General features: G+C 72.6%; 15 protein-coding genes. 6 read left to right on the forward strand and 9 right to left on the reverse strand.

Annotated features, from left to right (window positions below):
- Positions 1-105: 105 nt before the first annotated feature.
- The 4 genes from AB0J36_RS28895 to mqnE form a co-directional block, all read right to left on the reverse strand.
- A complete protein-coding gene (locus tag AB0J36_RS28895) occupies positions 106-579 on the reverse strand; it encodes a hypothetical protein (protein ID WP_363661381.1) in 474 nt (157 codons plus the stop codon).
- 78 nt (positions 580-657) lie between these two features.
- On the reverse strand, positions 658-936 hold the full coding sequence (locus AB0J36_RS28900; protein ID WP_357133704.1) for a DUF4229 domain-containing protein: 279 nt from the start codon (positions 934-936) through the stop codon (positions 658-660).
- 38 nt (positions 937-974) lie between these two features.
- Positions 975-1,412, reverse strand: a complete 438-nt coding sequence (locus AB0J36_RS28905; RefSeq protein WP_357133706.1) for a hypothetical protein — start codon at positions 1,410-1,412, stop codon at positions 975-977.
- Positions 1,413-1,435: 23 nt separating this feature from the next.
- Positions 1,436-2,605 carry an aminofutalosine synthase MqnE gene (gene mqnE / locus AB0J36_RS28910; protein WP_357133708.1) on the reverse strand — a complete coding sequence of 390 codons (1,170 nt, stop codon included), beginning with the start codon at positions 2,603-2,605 and terminating at the stop codon, positions 1,436-1,438.
- Positions 2,606-2,842: 237 nt separating this feature from the next.
- Here mqnE and AB0J36_RS28915 point away from each other — a divergent pair, with 237 nt between their 5' ends.
- The 4 genes from AB0J36_RS28915 to AB0J36_RS28930 all read left to right on the forward strand — a co-directional run bounded on the left by AB0J36_RS28915 (position 2,843) and on the right by AB0J36_RS28930 (position 9,274).
- Positions 2,843-4,396, forward strand: a complete 1,554-nt coding sequence (locus tag AB0J36_RS28915; protein WP_357133710.1) for an NlpC/P60 family protein — start codon at positions 2,843-2,845, stop codon at positions 4,394-4,396.
- A 112-nt stretch (positions 4,397-4,508) separates the two neighbouring features.
- Positions 4,509-6,227 carry a hypothetical protein gene (locus AB0J36_RS28920; protein WP_363661382.1) on the forward strand — a complete coding sequence of 573 codons (1,719 nt, stop codon included), beginning with the start codon at positions 4,509-4,511 and terminating at the stop codon, positions 6,225-6,227.
- Between the two features lie 293 nt (positions 6,228-6,520).
- Positions 6,521-8,545, forward strand: coding sequence for a DEAD/DEAH box helicase (locus AB0J36_RS28925; protein WP_363661392.1), 2,025 nt, complete (start codon positions 6,521-6,523; stop codon positions 8,543-8,545).
- A gap of 108 nt (positions 8,546-8,653) precedes the next feature.
- Entirely contained in the window at positions 8,654-9,274 is a 621-nt protein-coding gene (locus AB0J36_RS28930) for a putative glycolipid-binding domain-containing protein (protein ID WP_357133845.1), read from the forward strand.
- A 37-nt stretch (positions 9,275-9,311) separates the two neighbouring features.
- On the opposite strand, the gene AB0J36_RS28935 is transcribed toward AB0J36_RS28930, so the two are convergent.
- Both AB0J36_RS28935 and AB0J36_RS28940 read right to left on the reverse strand, forming a co-directional pair.
- Positions 9,312-10,403 (reverse strand): PLP-dependent cysteine synthase family protein, encoded by a 1,092-nt coding sequence (locus AB0J36_RS28935; protein WP_357133714.1) that lies wholly within the window; start codon positions 10,401-10,403, stop codon positions 9,312-9,314.
- Between the two features lie 22 nt (positions 10,404-10,425).
- Entirely contained in the window at positions 10,426-10,884 is a 459-nt protein-coding gene (locus tag AB0J36_RS28940) for an Lrp/AsnC family transcriptional regulator (RefSeq protein WP_357133716.1), read from the reverse strand.
- Between the two features lie 269 nt (positions 10,885-11,153).
- On the opposite strand from AB0J36_RS28940, the gene AB0J36_RS28945 reads away from it, so the two are divergent.
- Positions 11,154-11,420, forward strand: a complete 267-nt coding sequence (locus AB0J36_RS28945; protein ID WP_007454516.1) for a BldC family transcriptional regulator — start codon at positions 11,154-11,156, stop codon at positions 11,418-11,420.
- A 71-nt stretch (positions 11,421-11,491) separates the two neighbouring features.
- Here AB0J36_RS28945 and AB0J36_RS28950 read toward each other — a convergent pair whose 3' ends face one another.
- Complete coding sequence (locus AB0J36_RS28950) at positions 11,492-12,121, reverse strand: UbiX family flavin prenyltransferase (protein WP_355048303.1); 630 nt, start codon at positions 12,119-12,121, stop codon at positions 11,492-11,494.
- A gap of 160 nt (positions 12,122-12,281) precedes the next feature.
- On the opposite strand from AB0J36_RS28950, the gene AB0J36_RS28955 reads away from it, so the two are divergent.
- Positions 12,282-13,250 (forward strand): terpene synthase, encoded by a 969-nt coding sequence (locus AB0J36_RS28955; protein WP_363661383.1) that lies wholly within the window; start codon positions 12,282-12,284, stop codon positions 13,248-13,250.
- Here the strand turns inward: AB0J36_RS28955 and mqnP are convergent, their stop codons facing one another.
- Both mqnP and AB0J36_RS28965 read right to left on the reverse strand, forming a co-directional pair.
- The gene (gene mqnP / locus AB0J36_RS28960; protein ID WP_363661384.1) at positions 13,251-14,162 is read right to left on the reverse strand and encodes a menaquinone biosynthesis prenyltransferase MqnP; all 912 of its coding nucleotides are present in this window, start codon (positions 14,160-14,162) and stop codon (positions 13,251-13,253) included.
- The coding region (locus tag AB0J36_RS28965; RefSeq protein WP_363661385.1) for a menaquinone biosynthesis decarboxylase at positions 14,162-15,552 on the reverse strand (1,391 nt) is incomplete at its 5' end. The genes AB0J36_RS28965 and mqnP, both read right to left, overlap by 1 nt.

Consider the following 15,552-nt stretch of genomic DNA (forward strand, 5'->3'; position numbering starts at 1 on the left):
CCCACCCCACCCCCCACCCGCCCCCGTCCGGACGGAACGCGGTTGATCAAGAGGTTTGCGTCACCGAATGCCACTCTGCTGACGCAAACCTCTTGATCACGCTTCTCAGGCGCGGTTGGTTGGCTCGGGGAGGGGTTCGTTTTGGGCGCGGTGGCGGCGGACGGTGTGGGTGAGGAAGAGCACCCAGGCGACGGCGGCCACCACTCCGGCGAGGGTTAGCGCGGTGACCAGCAGCCAGGTGGAACCCCCGGCGGCGGCGAAGACGCCCTTGCGCGCGCCCGTGTCCAGTGCGGGGGCCGTCTCGCCCGTCGACAGGGTGTCCGGGGCGTCGTAGAGGATCACGTCCGCCCGCTTGGCACCGTCGTCGGCCACGAAGTCGCCGTGCCAGGTGCAGCTTCGACGGGAACACTCCTCCGAGACGGCCGTGAAGGTGCCCGCGGTGCCGCCACCGCCCTTGGCCTGCCAGGCCGGTCCGAGATCACCAACGCCCAGCAGCAGACCGATGCCGGCGATGACAGGCAGGCCGACCCAGACGAAAATCTTGGCCCGCCAGTCGCTGATCTTGTTGAAGATTTCCACGGCGGGAGACACTAACGGCAGGCAGCCGCTCCCGCCGCCCCGTTTCGACGGTCCCCGCGCGGCACGCGTCCGCAGGCCCTACGGCTGCCGCCGCTCACCCTCGTCGGACTGCTCGTCCTCGCCGGCCAGGGCGGAGCGGAGGCGCTCCTTCTCTGCCTTGCGACGAGCCGTGGCCTCGGCCATCTCGTGGGCCATCTCGTCGCGCCAGCCGCGCAGCAGGAAGAAGGAGAGCGCGGCGGAGAACGCCAGCGCCAGGATCAGCTTCAGGAAGATGTCCACGTCGACCAGCCAGAGGGCCGCCAGTACGGCGACGAACAGCCCGATCCGGCCCAGCGTGTACTTGAGCGCCGCGCTCACCTCATGTACTCCTTCTCCGCGCCCGATGGGCGGGTCACTCAGCCCGTCCGGCGGGCCAGCCAACGGACGCCGGGGAACCAGATCGTCGCGTACGCCACGGTGAACGCCGCCGCCGCCAACGCGCCGGACAGCAGCGGCGGCAACCCCGCGCCCAGCCCGGCGACCAGCAGCCCCACGAACACCGCGACCGCCGCCGCGACGAGCGCCGCCACCACCCGGGCAGCCCCGAACCCCCAGGCGCGGAAGTCGTCCCAGAACAGCCAGGCCGGCAGGATCACCGCGAGCCAACCGTTGGTGTGCCCGAAGTCGGCAGCGCCGAACGAGGCGAACGCCCACTCGAACAGCACGAGCGCCAGCACACCGATGACCAGGCCGGCGAGGCACACCCCGAGCAGGTCACCAAGCGTACGGACGCGCCCCTCGGCGTCTCGTCGGGGGAAGCCGCCCTGCTGCTCGGCGCTGCGCTGCTCGGTCATCGACTGCGAGGGTACGTGGTGTCTCAGGCCCAGACCTGCTGCGGCTCGGCGCGGCGCTCGGCCAGCGACGGCGCCCGGTCGTACTCCCGGACGACGTTGTAGCGGGTGTCCCGCTCGACCGGCTGGAAGCCGGCGTCCCAGATCAGGTTCAGCAGGTCGTCGCGGTGCATGGTGTTCGGGGTGCCGTACGAGTCGGCGTCGTGGGTGATCTTGTATTCGACCACTGAGCCATCCAGGTCGTCCACGCCGAAGTTCAACGAGAGCTGGGCCACCGACAGGCCGTGCATCACCCAGAAGTTCTTCACGTGCGGCACGTTGTCGAACAGCAGCCGGGACACGGCGAACGTCTTCAGCGACTCGGCCGGCGAGGCCATCGTCGTGCGTGCCTGGATCCGGTTACGGATCTTGCCGTCCGCCGAGTCGACGAAGTCGTGCTGGTAGCGCAGCGGGATGAAGACCGCGAAACCGCCGGTCTCGTCCTGCAACTCCCGCAGGCGCAGCACGTGGTCGACGCGGTGCCGGGGCTCCTCGATGTGGCCGTACAGCATGGTCGCCGGGGTCTTCATGCCCTTGCTGTGGGCCAGGGCGTGGATGCGCGACCAGTCCTCCCAGTGGCACTCGTGGTCGACGATGTGCTGGCGGACCTCCCAGTCGAAGATCTCCGCGCCGCCACCGGTCAGCGACTCCAGGCCGGCGTCCATCAGCTCGTCGAGAATCTCGTCGGCGCTCAGGCCGCTGATCTTCTCAAACCACTGCACCTCGGTCGCGGTGAAGCACTTGAGCTTGACGTTCGGCAGCGCCGCCTTCAGCTCGCGCAGCACCTTCGGGTAGTAGCGCCACGGCAGCGTCGGGTGCAGGCCGTTGACGATGTGCAGCTCGGTGAGCTGCTCATCCTCCATCTCCTTGGCCTTGCGGACCGCCTCGTCGATGCGCATCGTGTACGCGTCCTTCTCGCCCGGCTTACGCTGGAACGAGCAGTACGCGCAGGACGCCGAGCAGACGTTCGTCAGGTTGAGGTGCCGGTTGACGTTGAACATCACCCGCTCACCGTTCAGCTCGGTGCGCTTGTGGTGCGCCAGCCGCCCCAACCAGGTCAGGTCGTCGCTGTCGTAGAGGGCGACGCCGTCCTCCCGGGTCAGCCGCTCACCGGCGTACACCTTCGCTTCGAGCTCACGCTTGAGTCCGGCGTCCATGGCACGTCCCTTCCACCTGCGGTCTTTCCCGAGGGTACGTCGACCCCCCGGTGGGCCGGGCGGCACGGTCCGCGACAGCGACCCACTTCACCGGACTCTCAGCCTCCCGTAACCCGCCGATGCATCGACATCACTGCCGCCGTGCGGTAAGACAAGGTGGGGCGGAACTCACACACTGGTACCGTCCCGACGGTCGCGCCCACCGAGCGCGACGACGAGCACCGGACGGGGAGCGGAATGGTCGACAGCGGGCGCGGGCGACGGCAGCGACGACGGAGCCCGGTGATCTCGCCGGTGCTGCGGCCGAAGCTCTGGGCCGCCCTGCTCGGCGCGATCGCCGCCGCCGTGCTGGCCACCCCCGCGTACGCCGAGCCAACCGTGCCCTCGACCGTGCCGGACACCGGCGCGCGTCCACCGGCCATCGGTGCCCCGCAGGTGCCCGGCAGCCCGCCCCTCGCCGGCGTCCCGGCCCCCCCGGTCAACCTCGGCAACGGCCCGCTGGCCGCCCAGATCGCCGCCGCCGAGAGTCAGGTCGGCCTGCTCGGCGACCAACTACTGCTGACCCGACAGAAACGTACCGACGCGCAGGCGCAGCTCGTCGCGGCCGGCAAGGTGCTGGCGACCACGCAGGACGCTCTCCTCCGCGCCCAGCAGGCAGCCGACTCCGCAGCCTCGGACGCGGTCAAGGCGGCCGCCGCCCTGCCGCCGGGTGACTTCGTCGACGACATCCAGGGCCTGAGCCGGCTCCAGCGCATCAACCGTGGCGAGAAGGTCGAGGGTGCCACCACCGCCGTGACCGGCGAGTTGGCGCGGGCCCGGGCCAGCGAACAGACCGCCTACCAGGCACACACCGCGGCCAAGGCGGCCGTCGACGCCGTCGAGGCGGAGTTCGCCACCGGCGAGAATGCCCTACGCACCGCCGAGGCCAGCCTGCTCAAGCTCCGCAAGGACAACGCCGCCCAGCTGATCCTGCTCGAACGGCAGCAGGAGGCCGCCGAGCAGCAGTTCGGATCGGGCTACGTCGCCGGCCAGAGCACCAGCGGCATGTCCGCGCACCCGCGGGCGCTGGCCGCCGTCCGGTACGCGCTCGCCCAGCTCGGTGACCCGTACAAGTGGTCCGAGGAGGGGCCGGACCAGTTCGACTGTTCGGGTCTGATGTGGGCCGCGTACCGGTCCCCGGGCGCCGACTACTTCGATCTGCCCCGGGTCTCCCGCGACCAGTACGCCGCCACCCGGTCCCGCACCGTACGACCCAGCGAGGCGCTCCCCGGCGACCTGATGTTCTTCGCCTCCGGCAGCAGCTACACCACGATCCACCACGTCACCATGTACATCGGTAACGGCAAGATGGTGCAGGCGCCCACGACCGGCGACGTGGTCAAGGTCTCGGTGGTCAACTGGTCCCGGCTCTACGCCGTTACCCGGGTGATCGGGGCGGTGCCGACCCCGAACGTGCCCCTTCCGCCGGTGCCGCCGCCGGCCACCAGCAAGCCGACGCCGCCCGCGAAGCCGACGCCCACCCCCAAGCCGACCCCCACCGGCAAGCCGACCACGAAGCCGCCGACCCCGCCGACCGGCACGGGTACGCCGAAGCCCACCGGTACGCCGACCGGTACGCCGGAGCCGACCGGCGGCACCTCGCCGACCCCGACGGACAGCCCGACCAACACGCCGACGACGCTGCCGCCGCCCCCCACCACGGCACCGGCCAGCTCATCGGCCTCCGCCGCCAGCACGCCGTCCACCAGCCGGAGCGGGACGACCAGCGACAGCCCGAGCGCGGGACGCTGATCCGCCACCGGGGCTCCGGCTGTCCGCCTGGGACGATCTGTGGCACGGTGACAACCAGGCACACCCGGTCCGACGTCACGGGCCGGGTGCGAGCGTGGCGCGGAGGGCGGAGATGGCCGAGCAGAGAGATCCGGCGGAGAGTGTCAACGTCGGCCGGGCCGCGGGGCTGACGACCGCGGATCCGACGACCGCTGATCCGACGACCGACGCCGGCTCGCCGGCCGGTGCTCCCAGCGCCACGCTGACCAGCGCCGACCGGGACACCGCGCTCACCGACGCCGCGGTGCGGGACGGGAACGCCGCGCTCGACGGCGACACCGGCGACGGGGTCGCGGAGTCCGATGGAAAGGCCGCCGGCACGTACGACGCGACAGCCGGAGACGACGCCGCGGGCGACCCCGTCGACGACGCGCACGGCCACGGGGCGGACGTCGAGCCGTCGGAGGACGCCGCCGCTGATCCGACCGCCGCCCCGGTGCGGGCGCGGGCCAGCGTCGCGACAGCCCACCCACGCCCCGGTGATCTGCCGGTGAGCGCTCCAGCCACCGCGACCACCTACCGGGCGGCCGGCTCGGCCAGCACACTGCCCGCACAGCGGGACAGCTCGCCCGCACCGGCATCGGCCGACACCTCGACCGCCCCGGCGCGCGCCAGCGCAACGGCGTCGGTGACCGCCAGCGCCACCGCGCCGGCCAGCGCCACCGCCACCGGCCCGACGCCGACGCAGGCCACGGGCCCAACGCCAGCGCCCGCCACCGCCACCGGCGCGACGCCGACGCCGGGCACCGCCACGGGCACCGCCACCGGCCCGACGTCGGCGCGGGCCAGCGCCACGGTCCCCGGCAGCAGCCGGGTCGCGGCCGGCGGCGGGGCCGCGCCGGAGCCCCGGGCGAGCACGTCCGCCGTCTACCGGTCGGGACCGGTGAATCCCGAACCGCCCGAGCCGGCGCAACCCCCGGAGCCGGCGCAGCCGCCCGCGCGTCCGGCCCCGGAACCGACACCGCCGGGGCCGGGCGAGCCGGAGCCCGCACCGAGCCCGGGGCCGTACCCGCCCGGTCCGACGCCGACGCCGGGCCCCTTCCCCACGCCCCGACCGGACCCGGTGCCGCCGGTTCCGGGACCGCCCGTGCCACCACCCTCGCCGATGCCGCCTGTCCCGGGGCCGCCGACGCCACCCGTCCCCGGGCCGCCGATGCCACCGCCGGGCCCGCCGGTGCCCGCGCCACCGCCGCAGCCCGGCCCGATGCCGGCGCCACCGTTCCCGCCGCCACCAGCCACGACCGGCACGCCGGGCGCACCCGCCACGGGGTCGGTCTCCGCGCCGCCGGCCACCTTCTCCGGATGGACCGCCGCGCCGCCCGCCCCGGGCAGCGCCTGGGCCGGGACACCCGGGTCCGCCCCGCCGGTGGTTCCCGCGCCCGCGCTGCCGACGTGGCCGCCGTCCACCACCACCCCCCTGACCGGCGGTTCGGACCACCGGACGACCACCCCGCACGGCGGGCCCGAGCGGCGGAGCACGACGGCCGGTGGTCGTACCGGAGCCCGTGCCGGCGGCGCTGACCAGGCGGGCACCGTCTACGCCAGCGGCGACGGGCCGGGTTTCACCACGATCGCCCTACCGGCGAACGCGGCGGTGGAGAATTCCGGCTCGCTGACCGGGCACATCCTCGCCCAGGGCTGGTCGGACACCCCGGCGGAGCGCTCCCGGAACACCCGCGTGGTGATCGTCCTGATCGCCGCGTTGGGGCTCCTGATCGGGATCAGCGTGCTGGTCGTCCTGCTCGCGAACAACGCCCTGGACGGCCTGATGGGCGGCATGCTCGACGGCTGATCGACACCACGGCTGCGAGGGTGAGTCCGCCCACTACGGTCGGTCAACCGGCTGGCGACTCCGCCGAATCGCCGTACACTGGTCGGGATCACTGACCTGGCGCGCCCGATGTGCGCCCATGGGCGATCTTGCGGGCGATCCGGCGGCACAGCCGCGGCAGGCCATCGCGAAGATGCGCCCCGCTTGAAAGGCATTTGTTGACCACCTCTGCTGACCCCAGCACCGTTCCGTCCGTTTTCGATTCCGCCACGACGGCGGTCGACGCCCCCGTGACGTCCGACGCCCCCGTGACGATCGACGCCCCCGAGACGTCTGACGCCGTTCCCGCCGAAACCGCCGAGTCGATCGACTTCGCCGGTCTGGGCCTGCCCGAGCCGCTGGTTCGCGCTCTGGCCCGACAGGGCATCACCGCACCCTTCCCGATCCAGCAGGCCACCGTCCCCGACGCCCTCGCCGGGCGGGACGTGCTCGGTCGTGGGCAGACCGGGTCGGGCAAGACCCTCGCCTTCGGCCTCCCGCTGCTGGCCCGCGTCGCCGCCGGGCGTCCGGCGCGTCCGATGCGGCCGCGCGCCCTGGTCCTGGTGCCGACCCGCGAGCTGGCCATGCAGGTCAACGACGCGCTCCTGCCGTTGGGCAAGGCGCTCAACGTGTTCCTGAAGACCGCCGTCGGCGGTGTTCCGTACGACCGCCAGATCGACGCGCTCCGGCGGGGCGTGGAGATCATCGTGGCGACCCCGGGCCGGCTCGGCGACCTGATCGAACGGGGCATCTGCCAGCTCGACGACGTCGAGGTGACGGTGCTCGACGAGGCCGACCAGATGGCCGACATGGGCTTCCTCCCCGAGGTGACCGAACTGCTGGCGAAGACGCCGGCCGGCGGTCAGCGCCTGCTCTTCTCCGCCACTCTGGACGGCGACGTCGACGCGCTGGTCAAGCGATTCATGAACGACCCGGTGACGCACTCCACCGCGCCGTCCACCGCCTCGGTGTCCACCATGGACCACCACGTGCTGCTGATCCCGCCGCACGACAAGTTCCCGGTGACCGCCTCGATCGCGGCGCGGGACGGACGGACCATGGTGTTCGCGCGTACGCAGATGGGCGTCGACCGGCTGGTCAACCAGTTGGCCGCGGTCGGCGTGCGGGCCGGTGGGCTGCACGGCGGCAAGACCCAGCGGATGCGGACCAAGACCCTCGCCGAGTTCCGTGAGGGCCGGATGAACGTCCTGGTCGCCACCGACGTGGCGGCCCGTGGTATCCACGTCGACGGGGTCACGCTGGTGCTGCACGTCGACCCGCCGAAGGACCCGAAGGACTACCTGCACCGTGCCGGTCGTACCGCCCGCGCGGGCGAGTCCGGCGCGGTCGCCACGCTGGTGCTGCCCAAGCAGCGCCGTACCACCCTCGCGATGATGGAGAAGGCCGGCGTCGCGCCGGCCGAGACCCGCGTCCGGGTCGGCGACCCGGTGTTGGCGGAGCTGATCGGCGCCCGCGAGCCCAGCGGCGTTCCGGTTCGTGTCGAGGCGGAGCCGCGCGGCTTCGGTGACCGCTCCGGCGGTGGACGACGGTTCGACGACCGCTCCGGCGGCCCGCGCCGGTTCGGCGACCGGCCGCAGGGCGAGCGCCGGTACGGCGACCGTCCCCAGGGCGAGCGCCGCTACGGCGACCGGCCCACCGGCGACCGGCAGTACGGCGACCGCCCGCAGGGCGAGCGCCGCTACGGCGACCGGCCCACCGGCGAGCGCCGCTTCGGCGACCGGCCGCAGGGCGACCGACAGTACGGCGACCGTCCCCAGGGCGAGCGCCGCTACGGCGATCGGCCCACCGGCGAGCGCCGGTACGCCGATCGCGACAGTCGCGGCTACGGCGACCGCCCGCAGACCGACCGGAGTGACCGACCGGCCGGTGAGCGCCGCTTCGGCGACCGCCCGCAGGGCGACCGACAGTACGGCGACCGCCCGCAGGGCGAGCGCCGCTACGCCGACCGCCCGCAGGGCGACCGCCCGCAGGGCGACCGACAGTACGGCGACCGGCCGACGGGCGAGCGCCGCTACGCCGACCGGCCGACGGGCGAGCGCCGCTTCGGCGACCGCCCGCAGGGTGACCGCCCGCAGGGTGACCGGCAGTACGGTGACCGGCCGACCGGCGAGCGCCGCTACGGCGACCGGCCGCAGGCCGACCGGGGTGACCGGGGTGAGCGGCGCTTCCCGGACCGCGACAGCCGGGGCGGCTACCGCTCCGAGGGCCGTGGTCGGGACGACCGTCCGCGTGATGATCGGCGGGGTTTCGGCGGGCGGCCGCCGGCGCGTACCCACTGATCTTCTGATCCACGCCGAACGCCGTCGCGGAGCTTGTGCTCCGCGGCGGCGTTCGCGCATGCGCTGCCGACCGCGTCCGGGTCGCGTAACGTCCGGCTCATGGCGACCATGACCAAGTCGATCTTCTGGTCCCGGACGGACACCGCCGGCAGCGAACATGCCCTGCTCGACGACGGCGACGCGTTGTCGGCGCGCGGCACCGTGCTCGCCGTCGATCCGATTCCGTTCACCGCCCGCTACCGGCTGACGACCGCGCCCGACGGGAGCACCGCCCGGGTCGAGGTCGAGGCCGAGGGGTCGGGTTGGCTTCGGCGCGTGACCCTCGAGCGGGCCACGTCCCGGTGGCGGGTCACCACCGCCGAGCAGGGCGACCTGGATGCCGCACTGGTCGGGGCCGGACACCCGCGCGCCGGCCTGCCCGGCACCGACGACCCGGATCGCCTCGCCGACGCGCTCGACGTCGATCTGAGTGGCTCGCCGCTGTTCAACGCCCTTCCGGTACGCCGGCTCGGGTTGACCCGCGGACCGGCCGACATGCCGCGCCGGATCACGGTCGCGTGGGTGCTGCTGCCGGGCCTGGAGGTGGTGCCGGCCGAGCAGATCTACACCGGGCTCGGTCCGGGCCGGGTACGGTTCGCCAGCGGCACCTTCACGGCCGATATCGACCTGGACGCCGACGGGTACGTGGTGCGCTATCCCGGTCTTGCCGAACGGATCGACCCCCGCTGACGGCAGCGCGGGCCCGTCGTCGGACCGGACAGGCAGCTCAGGCGGGCCAGTCGCCGCTGCTCAGGAAGCGCTCGACGGTCGCAGCGTGCGGCGTCAGGTCGAGGCCCTGGGCGGCGACCCAGTCGTCGGAGTAGTACGTGTCGGCGTACCGGTCACCGGCGTCGCAGATCAGGCTGACCACCGAGCCGGTCCGCCCCTCGGCCAGCATGCCGGCGATGAGGCTGAACGCGCCCCACAGGTTGGTGCCGGTGGAGCCGCCCACCCGACGACCGAGCACCGTCGAGCCGGCGCGCATGGCGGCCAGCGAGGCCGCGTCCGGCACCTGGACCATCCGGTCCACGACCGAGGGCAGGAAGGACGCCTCGACCGTGGGCCGGCCGATCCCCTCGATGCGGGAGCCCTTGCCGGTGCGTACGGACCAGTCGGCGGCCACCCAGGCGGGGTAGAAGGCGGAGTTCTCCGGGTCCACGACGCAGAGCTTGGTGGCCAGGCGGCGGTAGCGGGCGTACCGGCCGATGGTGGCGCTGGTGCCACCGGTGCCGGCGCCGACCACGATCCAGGCCGGGATGGGGTGTCGTTCCAGCTCCAACTGCGCGTAGATCGACTCGGCGATGTTGTTGTTACCTCGCCAGTCGGTGGCCCGCTCGGCGTACGTGAACTGGTCCATGAAGTGGCCGCCGGAGTCCTCGGCCAGCCAGCGGGCCTCGACCACCACGCCCGCCGGGTCGTCCACCAGGTGGCACCGGCCGCCCTGGAACTCGATCTGCGCGATCTTCTCGGGCGAGGTGGAGGCGGGCATCACCGCGATGAACGGCAGGCCGAGCATGCGGGCGAAGTACGCCTCGGAGACCGCCGTGGAGCCCGAGGACGCCTCGACGATCGTGGTCTGCGGCCCGATCCAGCCGTTGCACAGGCCGTAGAGGAACAGTGAGCGGGCCAGCCGGTGCTTCAGCGAGCCGGTCGGGTGGGACGACTCGTCCTTGAGGTAGAGGTCGATCCCCCACGCCCGGGGCAGCGGGAAGGGCAGCAGGTGGGTGTCGGCCGAGCGGTTGGCGTCGGCCTCGACGGCGGCGATCGCCTCGGTCACCCAGCTACGGCTGGCCTCGTCGCACCGGTCGAGATGAGTCACGCCCGGAAACCTAGCAACCAGCTCAGGTGGGCTGCGGACCGACCGCCTGGGGGCGGTTCTCCCACTTGGTGGAGAGGGCGATGGCGGTGCGCGTGGAGGCGACCCCGGGGGTCCGGTTGAGCCGCACGATGAGTTGCTCCAGCTCGGCGATCGTGCCGACCCGGGCCTTCAGCAGGAACGACTCGACGCCCGCCATGAAGTAGCAGGACTCGATCTCGGGCAGCACCCGCAGCGACTCCAGCATGTCGTCGGAGTCCGCGCCGGAGTCCTCGACGATGCCGATCAGCGCGGTGACGCCCAGCCCGATCGCCTCGGGCGCCACGTCCGCCCGGTAGCCCAGCACCACGCCGCTGCTCTCCAGCTTGCCGACGCGTTCGTGCACGGCCGGGGCGGAGAGGCCCACCTGCCGGGCCAGCTCGGCGTACGACAGGCGGGCGTTGCCGCGCAGCAGGTCGACGAGGCTCAGGTCGATGGCGTCCACGGAGAGTGACCTTAACGCGTTGGGCGTAACGCGAGGCCTTCGGCATCCGTTGGTCAGAACAGTGAGTAACTGTTCATAAACTGACGGTCTAGGTAGGGGTTGCACCAGTACCATTTACTAACTTCCCAGTCAGTGCATTTTTCGCGTTTGGCGGACAGGCCAGGTCCCTGGTGCTGTAATTGCCATACGTCCCTCATGACGGCTCTGGGCTCGCACCAGCCGGGGGCAGTGTGTTCAGCCAGGGGCTTCGTCGACGCGAGGAGGGGGCTGTGGACACTGGAGATCGCCTGCTGACACCGGGTGAGGTCGCCGCGCTGTTTCGGGTAGACCCGAAGACTGTGACGAGATGGGCGGCGGCCGGCCGGATAGGAAGCATCCGGACTCCAGGCGGGCATCGCCGGTTTCGGGAATCCGAGGTGCGAGCCCTGCTTGAGGGGGAGGGCATGCTGGACGAGGTGGACGAGGTCGGAAAGCCACGCAACGTGGGTCCGGCCGCCTCCACCGGGCCGGGTCCGGCCAACGCCGGCATGTACTGAACTGGTGCGGACAACGTCAGGCGGACCGGACACCCGTCCGGTCCGCGCACCACTGGAACCCAGGTGACGGCTCAGCTCCGGGCCGCGCCGAGTTGGCCGGACCACCGGCGGAACAGGGTGTGTGGCACGCCGAGCGCGTCCAGCACCTTGCCGGCCACGAAGTCGACCAGTTGCTGCGCGCTGGCCGCCGCGCCCGCGCCGTAGAAGCCGGGGCTGGCCGGCAGCACGACCGCGCCGGCGTCGTGCAACGCGATCAGGTGCTCCAGGTGGCTGCGGGTCACCGGGGTCTCCCGGGGCACCACCACGACCGGTCGGCGCTCCTTCAGGTTGACCTCCGCGGCACGTTGCAGCAGATCCTTGGAGAGCCCGATCGCGATGCCGGCGCAGGCCGCGGTGCTGGCGGGTACGACGGCCATTCCGCGTACCCGGTAGGAACCGCTGCTGGGTCCGGCGGCCAGGTCGCCGGCCGGCCAGTGGCGTACGTCCGCTCCGGTCAGGTCCCGGCCCAGCCAGGCCGCGAGGTCTTCGGCCCAGTGCGCGTCGCGGAACGAGCGCCCGGTCTCGTCCAGCAGGGTAAGCCGGGCCGCCCGGGACACGATGAGGTCCACCGGCTCGCCCGCGTCGAGCAGCCCGCCGACGACGGCCGCCGCGTACGGCGTACCGGAGGCCCCGGAGACACCGACCACCCATGGTTCCCGCATGCCCCCAGCCTGCCTGGTCGACGCCGCGCGCCGCTGGGCACCCCACGATCCGCCGCGCCGCAGCCGCCCGACTTGTCCGGCCGGGTAGGTGGTTATCCCGCCGACCTGCGATGCTGCCGATGGCGATTCGCACCGGGAGCAGTTCGCACGGGAGGCATCGGTGACGACCGGCGAGGTCCTCTGGGCGCTGCGCGCCGAGTGCCCGATCCCACCCCGGCTCTCGCCGCACGCCGACCAGGTCCAGCAGTGGCTCGTCGACATCCTGCCCGAGCTGGGCATGCCGCTGGACGACGCCGCGCTGCACCGGCTGGCCCGGGGCGGCTTCGCCCGGTACGCGGGACGGCTCTACCCGGACGCCAGCGAGGCCGACCTGCGGGTGCTGACGGCCCTCTTCACCTGGTTCTTCCTCGTCGACGACGCCTGCGACGGCCCGCACCGAATCAGCCCGGCGCAGATCCGGGCGCTGCGCGACGGGACGTTGGCACTGCTGCACGACGGTCCCCGCCTCCGGCACGGTGGGTTGACCGGGCCGCTGCGGCGACTGCTGGTGCTGGCCTGGCGGGAACCGCGCAGACGGATGCCGTCCCGGTGGCGGCTACGTTTCGCCGACGCGGTGGGCCGGCACCTCGACGGCACCTGGCGGGAGGCGGCCAACAAGGAGGCCGCCGTCCGACCCGGCGTGGACGAGTACGTCGAGCTGCGACGGGCCACCTCGGCGGCCGAGGTGTCGTATCCGCTGGCGGAGTTCGTCGGCGGCCGGCCCCTGCCCGATCCGGTCTACCACCATCCGCTGCTGCGCCAGATCGCCCGCACCGGCAACGACCTGCTCTCCTGGTACAACGACCTGGCCTCGCTGGAGAAGGACCGGGCCACCTCGGGCGGGCACAACCTGGTCCTGGCGACACAGGCCGAGTGGGGCGTGTCCTCGGACGAGGCGGTACGGCGGGTGGCCGAGCGCTGGCGCGAGTCGATGCGGCGGTTCGTGGCGCTCCGCGCCGCCGTGCCGTCGTTCGGGCCGGCGTTGGACGAGGCCGTCACCGACCATCTCGACGGGGTCGCGTACGCCGTGCGCGGCACCATCGACTGGACCCTGGAGAGCGGCCGCTACCCGACGGCCGCGGCCGGCTAGCTAGGGCCGCAGGCCGAGGCGGATCACCAGGTCGAGCAGGGCGAAGACGAACAGCGCGATGCCGACGAACCCGTTGGCGGTGAAGAACGCCCGGTTGACCTTGCTGAGGTCGGTCGGGCTGACCACCAGGTGCTGGTAGGCGAACGCGACGGCGGTCAGCGCCAGGCCGACCCACCACAGCCAGCCGAACCCGATCAGCGCCCCGAACCACACGAACAGCCCGAAGGTCACCACGTGCGCGAGCGTCGAGGCGTGCAGCGCGAAGCGGCGACCGTACCGGGCGGGCACGCTGTGCACGCCGATCTGCTGGTCGATCTCGGAGTCCTGGCAGGCGTAGATCAGGTCGAAGCCGCCGATCCAGAGCCCGACCGCCGCGCCGAGCAGCCAGGCCGGCCCGGAGCCGGCCAGGGTGCCGGTGACCGCGAGCCAGGCGCCGACCGGGCCGACCGCCTGGGCGATGGCGAGGATGGCGTGCGGCCAGTTGGTGAACCGCTTGCCGTACGGGTAGACGACCAGCGGCACCACGGCGAGCGGCGCGAGCACCAGGCAGAGCGGGTTGAGCAGCGCGGCGGCGGCGAGGAACACCACGAGCGCGACGGCCGCGCCGGTCCAGGCCGTCCGCACGCTCACCGCCCCGGTGACCAGTTCCCGTCCGGCGGTACGCGGATTCCGGGCGTCGATGCGCCGGTCGAGGATCCGGTTGGCGGCCATCGCGAACGTCCGCGCGCCGACCATCGCCACGGTGATCAGCAGCAGGTCGAGCCACCGCACGTGCCCGCCGTTCACCTGCATGGCGGTCAGCGCCGACAGGTACGCGAACGGCAGCGCGAACACCGAGTGCTCGATCGCGACGAGTTTGAGGAAGGACTTGACCCGGCCCGGCTTCTCCACCGGTGCGTCGAGGACGGCCATCAGATCCCGTACTCCTTCCAGCGCTTGTCGACCAGGGCCGCGACTTCCGGGGCCATGGTCATCTCCTCCGGCCAGCCTCGGGTGTAGCCCTCGGTGGGCAGCTTGCGGGTCGCGTCGACGCCTGCCTTGCCGCCCCAGAACTGCTGGTACGACGAGTGGTCGAGGTGGTCCACCGGACCCTCGGTGAGCAGCAGGTCACGGGCGTAGTCGACGTTGCCGAACGCGCGGAAGGCGACCTCGTTGTAGTCGTGCACGTCGCAGTCCTCGTCGACGATCACGATCAGCTTGGTGAGCGACATGAGGTGCGCGCCCCAGATCGCGTTCATGACCTTCTGCGCGTGCTTCGGGTAGCGCTTGCGGATGGAGACGATCGCGCAGTTGTGGAACACCCCGGCGGCCGGCAGGTCGTAGTCGACGATGTCCGGGATCATCAGCTTGAGCAGCGGCTGGAAGATCCGCTCGGTGGCCTTGCCGAGGCCGTGGTCCTCCTGCGGCGGCTTCGACGTGACGATCGAGTGGTAGACCGGGTCGCGCTGCATGGTCATCGCCTCGATGTGCAGCACCGGGAACGGCTCGACCGGCGTGTAGAAGCCGGTGTGGTCGCCGAACGGCCCCTCGGGCAGCCGCTCGCCGGGCTCCAGGTAGCCCTCCAGGACGATCTGGGCGTGCGCCGGCACCTGCAACGGCACGGTGAGGCAGTCGACCATCTCCACCCGCTCGCCGCGCAGGAACCCGGCGAACAGGTATTCGTCGATGTCGCCGGGCAGCGGTGCGCTTGCCGCGTACGAGACGACGGGGTCGCAGCCGATCGCGATCGCGACCGGCAGGCGCTGCCCGAGTCGTTCGGCGACCGCGTGGTGCGCGGTGGAGTCCTTGTGGATCTGCCAGTGCATGCCGAGGGTGTTGCGGCCGTGCTGCTGAAGCCGGTAGAGGCCCAGGTTGCGCTTGCCGGTCTCCGGGTGCTTGGTGTGCGTCAGCCCGTAGTTGTGGAAGATCCCGCCGTCGCCGGGCCACACCTGCAACCCCGGCAGCCGGCCCAGGTCGACGTCGTCGCCCCGGTAGACGACCTCCTGGCAGGGCGCGGTCTTGACCTTGCGCGGGGGCACCGACTTGAGCTGCATGACCTTGCCCAGGCCCTCGCGGATGCCGGACCAGCCGACCGGCAGCTCCGGCTTGATCAACGCGCCGATCCGCGCGCCGACCTCGTCCAGCGAGTCGACGCCGAGGGCCATCGCCATCCGCTTCTCGGTGCCGAACAGGTTGATCGCCACCGGCATCTCACCCCGGGTGGGGTGCTCGAACAGCAGCGCTGGCCCGCCGGCGCGCACCGTGCGGGTGACCACCTCGCTGATCTCCAGGGTCGGGTCGACGGGGACGTCGACCCGACCCA

It is taken from the genome of Micromonospora sp. NPDC049662 (assembly GCF_040675055.1).
Lineage (GTDB): Bacteria > Actinomycetota > Actinomycetes > Mycobacteriales > Micromonosporaceae > Micromonospora.